Below are 13,617 nucleotides of genomic sequence, written 5' to 3'. Positions count from 1 at the left end.
ACGAGGACAATCCGCTGAGTTCGAATGTGAAAGATCAGGCATCTGCAACCCAGGCAAAATTTCTGTCTGGAAGTCTGTTTCGCCATGTGACCGTGATGTCCCTGACCGCGTCTATCGGTCTGATGGCGATCTTTGCTGTCGATTTTGTCGACATGATCTTCATTTCCATGCTGGGCAAGGCGGAACTGGCCGCGGCAGTCGGATATGCCGGTGCGATCCTTTTCTTCACCACCTCGTTCAACATTGGTGTTGCCATTGCCGCCGGTGCGCTGGTGGCCAGGGCGCTGGGGGCAGGGGACAAAGAGGAGGCACGGCAACAGGCTTCAAATGCTCTTACAGCGGGTTTCCTTTTCAGCGCGGTCTTTGCACTGGCCGTCTGGGTTTCGCTGGGGCCGCTTGTCACGTTGATCGGCGCAACCGGTCGAACCCATGATCTCGCGATTCATTACCTGGCAATCATCGTTCCGACGTTGCCTCTCCTGTTGCTCGGCATGGCAGGCGGAGCCGTTCTGAGAGCGCATGGCGATGCCCGGTGGGCGATGATGTCGACCATTGTCGGCGGGCTGGTGAATGCAGTGCTGGATCCGATTTTGATCTTCGGCTTCGACCTGGAACTGACAGGGGCAGCAATAGCCAGCGCAGCGTCCCGCGTCGCTATTGCCGTATTCGCGCTGTTACCGATCTTCCGCTACCACGGCGGCCTGACATTGCCGCGCCCGAAGGCCCTTTTTAGGGACATGTCGCCAATTGCCGCGATTGCTTGTCCAGCAATTCTCACCCAACTCGCAACACCGGTGGGGCAGGCCTGGGTAACCCGGTCAATGGCCGAATTTGGTGAAGAGGCCGTGGCCGGCATGGCGGTTGTCGCGAGAATGTCGCCTCTCGCCTTTGCAACCATCTTTGCGTTGTCTGGAGCCGTGGGACCCATCGTGGGGCAGAACTATGGGGCGGGACGGTTCGACCGGGTGCGTGACACGTTGCGCGAAGCGCTTCTGTTTACGGCACTTGTGGTCGGCCTGGCCGCGCTGGTTCTATTCATGCTCCGTGAACCGATCGCGCATCTGTTCGAAGCCGAAGGCGTTGCCCTGGCCCTGATTTTCCTTTTCTGCGGTCCCTTGGCGCTGGCCTTCTTTTTCAACGGTGCCATCTTTGTCGCGAACGCCTGCTTCAACAATCTGGGTCGGCCGTTCTATTCAACCATGCTCAACTGGGGACGGCACACGGTTGGTACGATTCCCTTCGTCTGGATCGGCGGAGCACTTTACGGAGCGCCTGGTGTCCTGATCGGTCAGGCAGCCGGAGGCGTCTTGTTCGGTGTCGCTGCCATCCTCATCGTGCGTGGTGTCATTCGCTCCGTCGAACAGCATCATGAGAAACCGAGAGAACCGGGGCTCTTTCAGCGTCAGGCGCGTCAGGTCATCCTGTTCTTTTCAAGAAGGTAGCAGGACAATCACATTCGACCCGGTTTGACCGGAGGCAACTTGTGTGTGACGCGCTCACTTCGGCTTCTCCGGCCACTGATACGGATCAGCTGCTGGAACTTCGGGCATTCCATGTGTGACGGTGCAGGACAGTCGGCGACGTGACGGATCATGTCGCGAAGTGCTTCCAGCGTGTGGATTTGCCTGTCGAGTTCATCTGCTCTCATGTGAAGGCCTGGCCGTGAGAGGGCGGGGCGGCCGTCGGAGCCGAACATTGACTTGATCTCTTCCAGCGAAAAGCCGCCCGTCTTGCCAAGCGTGATCAGGGCAAGCTGGTCCAGCACCTCCGGTCCGAACAGGCGCTTCAGCCCCCGGCGACCGACGGACGTGATCAAACCCTTTTCCTCGTAGTGGCGAATGGCCGATGCAGCGATGCCTGTTTGCTTCGATACTTCGGAAATATCCATTAATTTCATCTATTGACCTCAAGTCGACTTGAATTTGTAGACTGTGCTCCTGGCTTTCAAAAGGCAAGGAAAATCCATTATGTCTTCTCAACCTCGATCAACAGGTCGACCGCTCTGGCTGGAAACGGCAGCAATCGCGCTGCTGATGACGGCAACCTTGAAAATCATGGCGAATGCGACCATCAGCCCGGCGCTTCCCGCGCTCGAGGCAAGCTTTCCGGATGAACCCGCGGCGGCCTATCTGACCCGCTTCCTGGTCGCAGCGCCGTCGCTGTCCGTTGTTCTGATCGCACCGTTCGCCGGGCTGGCGGCAGACAGGTTCGGAAGAGGTCCGCTACTGCTGGCTGGTGTTCTTCTGTTTGCCTTTGCCGGTAGCGCTGGAGCCTACCTGCCAGACCTGCAGTCGATCCTGGTGAGTCGTCTTTTGCTGGGTGTTGCGGTCGCCATGACGATGACTGCGCAGGTTGCGCTGGTTGGGGACCTGTTTTCCGGTCAGCGCCGAAGTGCCTTTATGGGATGGCAGACGGCGGCGATCAACTTCAGTGGTTTCCTGTTCATCGGCTTTGCCGGCTGGCTTGCAGGTCTGTCTCCACGTTTGCCGTTCCTGGTCTATTTGTTGCCTGTTCTGCTGGTGCCGCTGTTGCTGCCGATCCTGCAACAGGAAAGAACCACTCGTCGCGAGAGTGCGGCCAACAAAGCCGCAAATGCAGACCTTGCCCCGCAAAAAGGATGGCTTGTTCCCGCACTGGCTGTTGGCCTGTTGACCATGGTCACCGTCATGTTCTTTTTCCTTATGCCCAGCCAGTTGCCGTATTATCTGGATGAAAACGGCATCGATAGCGCTTCTGGAACGGCAATGGGGCTAGGTGCATTGACACTGACCGGAGGCCTGGTTGCGATTGCCTACAAGAGGATCAGCTCCCTTGTCGGCCTGTCTGCGTCTTTTGGCATCGGCTTTGTGTTGATGGGGCTGGGGTTCGCCATTCTTTCGATAGACGCCCTCTGGCCGCTCATCCTCGGCGGTGCCGCTCTGGTCGGAGCGGGCTATTCGCTGGTTCAACCGTCGTTCTTGCTGCTCGCCTTGCAAGTGGCTCCGGAAGAACGCCGTGGTAGTGTTTCGGGCATCGTGACAACGGCGATGTTTCTGGGCCAGGTCGTCTCGCCGCTACTCCTGACCATGCCCATTCAGGACTTCGGTTTTGCCGCCGTCTACCGTGGAACGGCGCTGGCGCTGTTCCTGTTTTCCGCTGCCGGATTCAGCTTGTTGCTGTTTCGCCCGTTCCGGGCAAGGCACGCAGGCTGAGGCGGCCATAAGCCGGGGCATGTAGGCTTGCCCCGGCAAAGTGTCAGGACTTCAAGGCCTGTCCTGCAGCGTAGGTTTCAACGACTGCACGATCGTCGCCAAGGGTTTGCAGCACGAAAAGTTCTTCCGAGAGACTTTCGGCAGTCTCCATCCGCAAGGCCATCGGTTGGGTCGCGCGTGCATCGAGCACGACCAGATCTGCATCCGTGCCCGGCTCCAGGGTGCCGATCCTGTCTTGCAGTGAAAGCGCTTCGGCATTGCCAAGCGTTATCCAGTGGAAACAGGCAAGCGGATGCAGCCGCTGACGCTGGAGCTGCAGAACCTTGTAGCCTTCATCGAGCGTGCGCAGCATGGAATAGTTTGTGCCGCCGCCAACGTCGGTGGCGATGGCCGTGCGGACGCCAGCCTGCTCCAACCCGGCCTTGTTGAAGAGACCGCTGCCAAGGAACAGGTTTGACGTCGGGCAGAAAACGGCAACGGAGCCGGTTTCCCGCATGACGCCAAGTTCCCGGTCGTTCATATGTATGCAGTGACCGAGCAAGGTCTTTCGGCCGAGCAGGCCAAACCCTTCGTAAACGCCAAGATAGTCCGCCGCTTCCGGGTAGAGCTCCAGCGTGTAGGCGATTTCGTTGCGGTTTTCGTTGATGTGGGTCTGCAAATGGCAGTCCGGATATTCCCCCAACAAAGTTCCGGCAGCTTCAAGCTGCCCGGGTGTCGACGTGATTGCAAAGCGCGGGGTGACGACATAATGCGCCCGTCCGCGTCCATTCCATTTTTTCAGCAAAGCCTTGCTGTCGTCATAGGCGCTTTGAGCAGTGTCGCAAAGGTCGGCAGGCGCGTTCCGGTCCATCATCGTCTTGCCACCCAGCATCAACATGCCGCGCCGTTCCGCCTCCTCGAAATAGGCGTCGACCGAGGCGGGATGGCTGGAACAATAGGCGGAGGCCGTGGTGGTGCCATGGGCAACAAGCGCGTCATAAAAGGCCTTGGCGATCCGTTCCCCATGAGCCTTGTCCGCAAACTTCATTTCTGTCGGGAACGTGTAGTCGTTCAGCCAGTCCAGCAATTGGTCCGCCCAGGACGCAATCACCTGTGCTTGGGGGAAATGTATATGGGTGTCGATGAAGCCGGGCAGGATCAGATGTGGCCGATGATCGATGATGGCCGTTCCTTCATCGGCGGAGGCCGCAACGTCCGCAAACTCGCCGCAAGCAGCAATCTTGCCGCCACGAAGCAGAAGGGCACCGTCCTCGATATAGCTGTAGGCGTCCGTGTCATCCGGCCCATTGGGGGCGGCGGAGAAAGAAAGCAGCCTGCCGCGCAGGATCTTCGGGGTCATGTCTGCCACGGCAGGAATTCCTCATGGAGATGGACCGGCAATTGCCAGTTTGTTCCTCGTTTTAGTCCTGGGGGCGCAAGGCGACAACGGTCCCGTGTTGGTATCCCGTGGATCGCCGCGAAATCCTGAGAAAGACGGGAAACAATCCTGAGGACAAAATATGAGTGTGAGGCAAGCCGACCTTATTGCCCGGATCCTGTCAGGGAAAATAGCGCTCCACCCAGGGCTGCCAGTGTGGCGAGAATGGCAAGGCAGGCATAAAACGTGAAAATGGTGGCCACACCTTCCGGAGGTGCGGTGTTTTCGTTTCTGGCGTTCCAGGCCGTTGGTGCCGGATCCTGCGCCGAATTTCTGTCATAGCCAGCCATCCTGACTTCAGGCTAACCGGCAAGAGATAATCTCGCGTAAACAATCGGGGACTTCAAATGAGCGGCAATGATCGGGTCGGGGGGCTCAGAAACTCAGGAGCCTTCAGTTACCTCGATCGTCACGTGGCCGATGCCATGCCTTGTCTTCAACCGCTCGCGGATCTGCTGCAAAACGGCATCCGGACTGTCTTCCGGTTTCAAGATGGCATGCATGGTGGCATTCACCTTGCCTTCGGCCAGCGACCAGAGATGGATGTGATAAACGTCGGCGAGGCCAGGGACTTCATTCAGCAGATCGGTTTTCAGGGTGTCCCTGTCGATGTCTGCCGGTGCACCTTCCAGCAGGATATGCGCGGACTGGCGCATCACGGCGACCGCAGAACGAACAATCAGCACAGCGACGAAAACCGACAGGATCGGGTCAATCGGATACCAACCCGTGAAATAGATCACGATAGCGGCCGCGATGGCCGCAACGGAGCCGAGAAGATCGCCAAGCACGTGCAGGATCGCAGAGCGCATGTTGAGCGATCCGTCTCCGCCACGCTGCAGAATGAAAAAGGCGCCGATATTCACCAGAAGGCCGATAACGGCAATGATGAACATCGGGCCTGCAAGCACGGTCTCCGGCTCCATGAAGCGCCCGGCAGCTTCCACGCAGATCCAGCCTGTCACGACCAGCAGGAATATGGAATTGGCGAAGGCAATCAGCACCGGCAACCGGTCGCGGCCATATGTCAGCCGGGCATCTGCAGGTTTCTTGGATTGCTGAAAGGCCCACCAGGCCAACCCAAGTGATGCGGCATCCGTAACCATGTGGACGGCGTCCGCCATCAGAGCCAGAGAACCTGAAAGCCAGCCACCGATCAGCTCCGCAAACATGAAGGCAGCGATCAAAAGACCTGCCCATGCAACAGCGCGCGCGTTCTTGTCCGTCACTTCAGGGGTGTGATCATGGTCATGCCCTTGACCATGATCATGGTCGTGAGAATGGCCGTGCGCACTGCCGTCGGCATGGTCGTGATGGCCGCTGTCGCTCATGGCTGTGATCCTTCCTTTGCACGGAGAGGTGGGCGACCCGATCTTTCGACATATCCCGACGGTTGACAAGAAGCGGAACCGGAACAGCACCAAAGACACGGGGGACAAGTGCTGGCTCAACACTCCGTAGCAGACCTTGGGGCTCGGGATTGGCGGGACGATCCATCACTGGTAAAACCTGAATTACCGTCCTCGGGTGTCCGGTAAATGACACACCCGGCAGTCCGTGCCGCTTGATCCGGAGCGGCGCAAAAATCCTGCCACACCAGACTTCAAGGAAATTGTCATGTCAGCAGAATTGCCGCGGGAAACCGACAACGCATTTCTGGGTAAATCGGTCAAGGGCGGTTCGCATGAACCGACCTATGCAGGCGCGCTGTCCTTCATGCGTCGCCGCTATAGTCGCGATCTGACCGGGATTGACCTGGCGGTTTGGGGCATCCCGTTTGATGCGTCTGTTTCCAATCGTCCGGGGGCTCGGTTCGGTCCTCAGGGGGTGCGCCGCGCATCCGCCATTTTCGACGGCGACCCGCAATATCCGTTCGAAATGGACCCTTTCGAGGTTCTTGCCTGCGTGGACTACGGCGACTGTGTTTTCGACTATGGCCGCAACGCCGATATTCCCGGACACATCCAGTCTCAGGCTTCGGATATTCTGGCTTCCGGAGCGCATCTGTTTTCCATCGGTGGCGATCATTTCGTCACCTATCCGCTTCTCAAGGCGCATGTGGCCAAACATGGTCCGCTCGCTCTGGTGCAATTCGATGCCCATCAGGACACCTGGAACGATGAAGGCGACCGGATCGACCACGGCACTTTCACCGGACGCGCCGTGCGAGAAGGCCTTGTCGACCCGGACCGTTCGATCCAGATCGGCATCCGTACCCATGCCCCAGAAACTTGCGGGCTGGAAATCATTCATGGCTATGAGATGGACGAATTGGGTATCGGCGGTGTGATCGACAGGATCAAGGCCCGGGTGGGCAACGGCCCGGCCTATATGACATTCGACATCGATTGCCTTGATCCGGCGTTTGCTCCCGGTACCGGTACGCCTGTTTCCGGCGGCCTGTCCTCTCGCGAGGCATTGTCGATCCTGCGTGGGCTGGGGTCATTGAACTTCGTCGGTGGTGATGTTGTCGAAGTCGCACCGGCTTATGACCATGCCGATATCACCTCGATTGCCGGCGCTAGCGTCGCGCTGACCTACATTGGCCTGCTTGCTGAAAAGCGCAAACAGGAAGGCTGAGGCCAGAATAGGGGGCAACATGGAAACGATCCTCAGCTTCCGATTTGTCAAAACGCCGGGCAGCATGCCGCTGCCGCCCGGTGTCGCCAGGCAGTTCAGGGTGTTTGGCGCCGGGCAAAGTCTGGAGGAAGCACCTGCCATGGTGTTCGAACTGGACAAGCCACACATGAGAGGCGTCACAAGCATCCGCATCGGCTCACAGACTGCCTGGGCACTCGAGTGCAGATCCAGGTCCGGTACTGGCAGCTGGGAACTGAGGACCGGTGCCGACGTCAGCATCGGACAAATCGGGGGACTGGGATCTTTGAAGCAGGGCTGGCAACTGGAAGTCCCAGGAGGCAATGTTCAGTTCAGCCTTACCAATCCTGACAGTGTCGCCAAACAAGCCGTCCGCACGATGCTTGGTGGCGACACGGAAGCTCTGTTGCTGTTGGCAGACGGTAATCCAGCGGGGACGCTGGTCCGCAAACATCGGGATCAGGCAGAGGGCAAGAAAGCCGGTTTGCTGTCAGGTTTGAAGAGATTCGTGACAGGCAGGGATTGGGTGCTCGACATTCACGAGCCGGATTTGCGCAGCAAGATCGCGGTTCAGGAGCAGCAAGTTGCGCTTGCCGCACTTGGTCTGGTCGCCATCGTGAGTCTGGAGTTGAGCACAGCTGACTGAACAGCGACCCGCTTCAGGACGACACTCAAAGGAAATCAGCCGTGTTTGCTGCGCGCTGCCTTCCCGGGAAGGTTGTCGTTGTGCGGAACAGCAGTCCAGAACCGGTAGAGCGGGGTTTTGTCCTTCATGGTCTGGTAAAGCTGGATCAACTTGCCGAAGCTGACGAATTGGGCCGCATACGCAACGGCCAGACCTGTCAGTGACAGGATTGGCGACGACAGGAAGCCGCCGAGCAACGCAATCAGCCCACCCATCCAGAATACGAGATAAAGCGTTGTTATCCGGGCACTGTCGGTGGCGGGAACGGGGAGGAACAATCTGTTGAGCCAGATCTTTTCTCCAAAGCTCACGCGTTTGGCCCAACTGGTGGCCTTGCCGGTCTCACCGACAAGCCTGGGTACAGCGATCACGCCTGCCAGAACCGCAAAAGCGAGCAGAAGTGCGCCCCAGACACCAAGCCAGGCTTGCGTCCACAAGGCACCGGTCAACATGCCAGGTGCGAGTATCTTCATGAAAGTTGCCAGGGCAGGCGCTGGCTTGCCGGTCGCTGCTTTGGGCAGAAGAACGGGAGCTCTCAGGCCGTTTGCATCTTTCAATGCCGGACGGGCAAGGGGGCTCGGGTGACGTTGCGTGGTTTGCATATGCTGAAGCCGGCCTTTCGGATATCCGGCAATCTTACCCGGCGAAATGGGGACTTGGCAAACAACATTCTGTCGCAAGCAACAGTAAAGATCGTGAAAAATACCTAGGCCAAGGCCAGGTATCACTAAGTATTTGAATCGATCTCTCCTAGAGATTTTGGTGTAGTTTCAATGCGCTTGCCCGGATGGGCTAGTTCGTTTGATGAATAACAAATCGCTAATGAGTAAAAAGGCCTACATTCTGTTCAGTTCATTGTTTTTTAGTTTGAAATCGGCAAAGATGGCCAAATACTTGAGAGTGATAAATCCAATCAATTGGACTGGAGCATGGTCTTACAAACAAGCCAGGATGAAGGGGACGCGGAGAATAGCGAAATAGTCTCGTCCCTGGCCTCCGAGCTGGATCGGCTTAACCACATCACGAAGCTGTCAAGAAGTGACGAACTTCGCCTCAGCGGCGACTGGCTTCATACACTGCTTAACGAGGTTTCCGATTATCTCTATGTGAAGGACCGCAGCTCGCGCTTTGTCATGGCGAACTTGCAGGTCGCGCTTGATGTCGGTCTCGATGACGCTTCGCAATTGATCGGCAAGACCGATCTGGAGCTGCATCCGGAGGAGACCGGGTCCAAGTTCCATGCCATCGAACAGGAGATAATGGCCTCGAATATTCCGCGTATCGATTTCGAGGAGCCGTCAATTCTGGCGAACGGCAAGCGGAAATGGTTCTCTTCGTCCAAGTACCCGGTCACAAACAGCAAGGGTGAAGTCGTCGGCATTGTTGGCCTCTCGCGGGACATCACCGAGCGCAAACGGGCGTTACTGCTGCAGCAGGGGCAGAACAAGGTCCTTCAGGAAATTGCCGCGGGCAGACCCGTGAACGAGGTGTTGACGACACTCGTGTTGACCATTGAGGACCAGCTCGATGGAGTTATGGGGTCGATCATGCTTGTGGATGACACAGGCGAGCATCTTCTGGCGACTGTCGGTCCCAACCTGCCGCAAGAATACCTGGACATCACCGACGGTATACCTGTGAGCCCGAAAATGGGTTCATGCGGAACCGCTGTGTTCCGCCGCGAGAGTGTCATCGTCGAAGATATCCAGAAGGACCGACTGTGGGAGGATGTACGCGACCTTGTTGCTCCTTTCGAATTGCGGTCATGCTGGTCGGTGCCGTTTTTCGGCAAGGACAGCAAGGTTCTGGGCACGTTTGGGCTCTACACAAAATCAACGCGCAGCCCGACGGATCACGAGCTGAAGCTTGCACTGGAAGCTGCCCGGCTTGCGTCCGTAGCGGTCGAGCGTGACCGTGCCGAACGCAAGATCCGCTATCTGGCCAATCATGACGTCCTGACAGGCCTGCCCAACCGGCAGGAGTTCAAGACCAAGCTGGAAGAAAAGGTGTCCGAAAGTGACAGGACCGGCGTGCCTGTTGCCGTCGTTTTTGTCGATCTCGACAATTTCAAGTTCGTCAACGACAGCTTCGGACATGCGATTGGCGACCAGGTGCTGATGATCGTCGCGGAACGGATCATGTCCGTCCACGACGGTGCACATCAGGCCATCCGCTTCGGGGGGGACGAATTTGTCCTGATTGTCGACCGAGACACGGCAGAGAAAGCCGCCCTCAACGAATTCATGGCAAGGCTCCGGGACGAGATCACCAAAACGATCCAGATCGATGACCTGTCGTTCCATGTTACCTGCAGCATTGGTGCTGCCTGTTACCCGCAGGATGCCGACAGTGCGGCACAGCTTTTACGGAATGCCGACAAGGCGATGTTCGAAGCAAAGTCCGCAGGTCGTGACAGTTTCAAGATCTATGAACAGACCCGTCCGGAACGTTCGGTCAACAAGCTGACACTTCTGGAGGAAATGCGAACCGGCATCGAGAACGGCGAGTTTTTCCTGGAATACCAGCCGCAATACAATCTGGTCAGCGGCCGTATCGTAGGTGCGGAAGCGCTGGTGCGCTGGCAACATCCGGCACTTGGTCGCATGATGCCGGGCGAGTTCATCACGCTGGCGGAAGAAAGCGGCCTTATCGTGCCTCTGGGCAGATGGGTGACACGCGAAGCCTGCCGGCAGAACAAGGAATGGCAGGAAAGCGGACTGATGCCGATTACGGTTGGCGTCAATGTTTCCGCCCGCCAGTTCCGGGACGACGGTTTGATTTCGGATGTTCGCGATGCACTCGAGGAAACCGGACTTGCCGCGACCTACCTTGAGCTGGAGCTGACCGAAAGCCTGTTGATCAAGAATGCGGATCAGGCCGTTGGACTGATGGACGATTTCCGCCGGCTGGGCGTGAAGCTCGCCATAGATGATTTCGGCACCGGATATTCAAGTCTTGCCGCGCTGAAAAGCTTTCCGCTGACAAGGCTCAAGATCGACCGCAGCTTCATCAGTGATCTGGATTTCGACGAAAGCGACCGGTGTATCGCAAAGGCCATCATTTCCCTCGGGCGGGAACTTGGGCTTTGTGTCGTGGCTGAGGGCGTGGAAACCGCGAAGCAGCAAGCATTTCTTGCCAGCTGCCGTTGTGAAGTCGTCCAGGGCTATCATTTCGGTCGACCGATGGCCGCCCGCAAGTTCGGCAAGCTGTTGGCCATGACATTGACGCCTCTGGACGCACATTTCGGTTGAGATATACGCTTCGGAAACAGCCGTAGTCAGCGCCGGGAGAATGGAGCTCGCGGGGATGTGTCCTGGCGCAGCACGTTACACCTTGGTCATCACATAAGAGCCGGGTGCATCCTCAAGGATCTTGACCCGGTTTGCACCCGGCTTGCGGGCCTTGACCTTGGCGTCGTCATGCGAGCGGATCCACTGATCCCAGTACGGCCACCAGGAACCAGGGTGTTCCTCGGCATTCTTGAGCCAGTTTTCCAGGGTTCCCTTGGCTTCCGCGCCTGTCCAGAACTGGTATTTCTTCTTCGCAGGCGGGTTGACCACACCCGCAATATGCCCGGAACCGGCCAGCACATAATCTACCGGGCCACCAAAACAGCCTGACCCCAGAAAGACCGATTTCGGCGGTGCGATGTGGTCTTCACGCGTTGCCAGGTTGAAGATCGGAATGGTTACCTTGGAGAGATCCAGATGCTCGCCCGCGATTTCCATTTCGCCCTTGGACAGCTTGTTGTCCAGATAACAGTTGCGCAGATAGAACGAATGGTTCGCGGCGGGCATGCGTGTGGAATCCGAGTTCCAGTAGAGCAGGTCAAACGGGAAGGGGTCCTGGCCCTTCAGGTAGTTGTTGACCACATAGGACCAGATCAGATCGTTGGAGCGCAGCATGTTGAAGGCGGACGACATCTTGGAGCCGTCCAGATAGCCGTGCTCGGCCATCCTCTTTTCGAGGACCGAGATCTGTTCTTCATCGACGAACACCTTCAGGTCACCTGCGAAAGTGAAGTCGACCTGTGTGGTGAAGAAGGTCGCGGTCTTGATGCGGTCGTCGCCGATCTTTGCCATATAGGCAAGTGTGACCGCCAGCAATGTGCCGCCGACGCAGTAGCCGATGGAGTTGACCTCTTCCTGGCGCGTTGCCCGCTTGATGACGTCGAGCGTATTGAGGATGCCTTCCTTCATATAATGCTCGAAGCTCTTTTGAGCCTGGCGTTCGTCCGGATTGACCCAGGAAATGACAAACACCGTGTGGCCCTGGTCGACCGCCCACTTGATGAAGGATTTTTCCGGATTGAGGTCGAGAATGTAGAACTTGTTGATCCACGGCGGAACGATCAGGAGCGGACGCTTCAGGACCTCGTCGGTAGATGGCGAATACTGGATTACCTGGCAGACGTCGTTCTGCGAGATCACCTTGCCTGGGGTGGTGCCGAGGTTCTCTCCGAGCTTGAATTTTGTCGGATCGGTCTGACGGATCTTCAGCTCGCCCTTGCCGGTTTTCAGATCCTCGACGAGGTGCCGCATGCCCTTGACCAGGTTTTCGCCGTTGCTTTCCAGTGTCAGACGTAACAGTTCGGGGTTTGTAAGCACGAAATTGGACGGAGAGACGGCGTTGGCGATCTGGGTAACGTAGAATTCGGCCTTGTGGCGTGTGTGCTCATCCAGCCCCTGGGCGTCGTGGACCATGTCCTCCGCCCATTTGCTGGTGATCAGGTAGAGCTGCTTGATGAAATCGAAGAACTGGTTTTTTTCCCAGTCAGGATCGGCAAAGCGCTTGTCACGTGCCGGAGTTTCGATCGCCGGTGTAGACGGTTCGCCCATCATCCGTTTCAGCGAGGAATTCCAGAGATCGATATAGCCGCTCCACAAGCGTGACTGCGCCTCGACGGCGCGCTGCGGATCGGACGCCCAGTATTCGCCAACCTGAGCGAGGGTCTTTACGACACCAGTCAGCTCGTCGGTCGAATCGTGGGTGATCTTGCCCTGTTCCCGGGGCTCGATATAGGCCGCCAGTGCCTTGCCTGCCTGCTCGAGCGTCTTTGCAAGATTCTGTGCAAAGGCTTCCGGGTTGTTGATGATATACTGCAACATGGGATGGTCGCGGTCATCAGCCATAGGCAGGGATTTCCTCCGGTTGTCTTGCCCCATTCAGCCCACGAAAGGCCTGTGAGCCCTTGTTGTTCAATCGCGTTATCTTGTTATTTTTTCGCCGATATTTTGAACTATCGGCTATTTATGACACAAGGTAACGTCTCCGTCGATTGGATTTCAATCCACGTTCAAGCCCTCTGGCTAGTGGAAATTTGTGACGATCGGATGGATGAGGAAACAAAGTGGTGGAGGATCGGTTGAGCTGCATGCGGAACGTGCTGGCACTGGGTGGGTGCCTGCTTCTCGCCTTTGGGTTGTCGGCATGCGCCGTCGGGCCAGGGACACCCTTGCTTGATGCGCTGAAAACCGAACCCGGGCAGGGGAGAGGCAACGTCCCGGCACCGAAAGGCTATGGTGCCATCGTCAATCCCGGCGAGTCTTCCGGCCTCATCAATCCGAAGGAGAGGCAAGAGACGCAGGCCTATCTGGAAACACTTGCGTCTGAGTGACGCAGGGGACGATGCCCAATACATATGCGGATGATGTGAGGTGGCTAAAGAAGATAAAATATTGATAAATATACGGATTAAATCTTTCCTTTACGACTGGCGGTCTAGT

Annotated in this window: 12 protein-coding genes; 6 read left to right on the top strand and 6 right to left on the bottom strand. The window is 57.3% G+C overall.

Going from position 1 to position 13,617, the window contains the following annotated elements; genetic code table 11:
* Positions 1-26: 26 nt before the first annotated feature.
* Positions 27-1,442: an MATE family efflux transporter gene (locus tag FIV03_RS21935; RefSeq protein ID WP_209009740.1), complete on the top strand. Its 1,416-nt coding sequence runs from the start codon at positions 27-29 to the stop codon at positions 1,440-1,442.
* An 8-nt stretch (positions 1,443-1,450) separates the two neighbouring features.
* Here the strand turns inward: FIV03_RS21935 and FIV03_RS21930 are convergent, their stop codons facing one another.
* Complete coding sequence (locus FIV03_RS21930) at positions 1,451-1,897, bottom strand: helix-turn-helix domain-containing protein (RefSeq protein WP_051990147.1); 447 nt, start codon at positions 1,895-1,897, stop codon at positions 1,451-1,453.
* A gap of 70 nt (positions 1,898-1,967) precedes the next feature.
* Here FIV03_RS21930 and FIV03_RS21925 point away from each other — a divergent pair, with 70 nt between their 5' ends.
* Positions 1,968-3,191: an MFS transporter gene (locus FIV03_RS21925; protein WP_152510965.1), complete on the top strand. Its 1,224-nt coding sequence runs from the start codon at positions 1,968-1,970 to the stop codon at positions 3,189-3,191.
* Positions 3,192-3,234: 43 nt separating this feature from the next.
* Here FIV03_RS21925 and guaD read toward each other — a convergent pair whose 3' ends face one another.
* From guaD to FIV03_RS21910, 3 genes are all read right to left on the bottom strand, one after another.
* On the bottom strand, positions 3,235-4,530 hold the full coding sequence (guaD, locus tag FIV03_RS21920) for a guanine deaminase (RefSeq protein ID WP_152512028.1): 1,296 nt from the start codon (positions 4,528-4,530) through the stop codon (positions 3,235-3,237).
* A 182-nt stretch (positions 4,531-4,712) separates the two neighbouring features.
* On the bottom strand, positions 4,713-4,898 hold the full coding sequence (locus FIV03_RS21915; protein WP_152510964.1) for a hypothetical protein: 186 nt from the start codon (positions 4,896-4,898) through the stop codon (positions 4,713-4,715).
* 93 nt (positions 4,899-4,991) lie between these two features.
* Positions 4,992-5,939, bottom strand: a complete 948-nt coding sequence (locus FIV03_RS21910) for a cation diffusion facilitator family transporter (protein ID WP_152510963.1) — start codon at positions 5,937-5,939, stop codon at positions 4,992-4,994.
* 286 nt (positions 5,940-6,225) lie between these two features.
* Between FIV03_RS21910 and speB the strand changes: the two genes are divergently transcribed.
* Both speB and FIV03_RS21900 read left to right on the top strand, forming a co-directional pair.
* Entirely contained in the window at positions 6,226-7,188 is a 963-nt protein-coding gene (gene speB, locus FIV03_RS21905; protein WP_152510962.1) for an agmatinase, read from the top strand.
* A 19-nt stretch (positions 7,189-7,207) separates the two neighbouring features.
* A complete protein-coding gene (locus tag FIV03_RS21900; protein ID WP_152510961.1) occupies positions 7,208-7,852 on the top strand; it encodes a hypothetical protein in 645 nt (214 codons plus the stop codon).
* Between the two features lie 35 nt (positions 7,853-7,887).
* On the opposite strand, the gene FIV03_RS21895 is transcribed toward FIV03_RS21900, so the two are convergent.
* Positions 7,888-8,493: a DUF6653 family protein gene (locus FIV03_RS21895; protein ID WP_152510960.1), complete on the bottom strand. Its 606-nt coding sequence runs from the start codon at positions 8,491-8,493 to the stop codon at positions 7,888-7,890.
* 327 nt (positions 8,494-8,820) lie between these two features.
* Here FIV03_RS21895 and FIV03_RS21890 point away from each other — a divergent pair, with 327 nt between their 5' ends.
* Positions 8,821-11,142: an EAL domain-containing protein gene (locus FIV03_RS21890; protein WP_152510959.1), complete on the top strand. Its 2,322-nt coding sequence runs from the start codon at positions 8,821-8,823 to the stop codon at positions 11,140-11,142.
* A 75-nt stretch (positions 11,143-11,217) separates the two neighbouring features.
* On the opposite strand, the gene phaC is transcribed toward FIV03_RS21890, so the two are convergent.
* Complete coding sequence (phaC, locus tag FIV03_RS21885) at positions 11,218-13,023, bottom strand: class I poly(R)-hydroxyalkanoic acid synthase (RefSeq protein WP_055653945.1); 1,806 nt, start codon at positions 13,021-13,023, stop codon at positions 11,218-11,220.
* Between the two features lie 233 nt (positions 13,024-13,256).
* Here phaC and FIV03_RS21880 point away from each other — a divergent pair, with 233 nt between their 5' ends.
* Entirely contained in the window at positions 13,257-13,508 is a 252-nt protein-coding gene (locus tag FIV03_RS21880) for a hypothetical protein (RefSeq protein WP_152506738.1), read from the top strand.
* Positions 13,509-13,617: the final 109 nt, after the last annotated feature.

The sequence above is a fragment of the Labrenzia sp. THAF187b genome (genome assembly GCF_009363375.1).
Lineage (GTDB): Bacteria > Pseudomonadota > Alphaproteobacteria > Rhizobiales > Stappiaceae > Roseibium > Roseibium algicola.
This window is presented reverse-complemented; position numbering and strand designations above follow the sequence as displayed.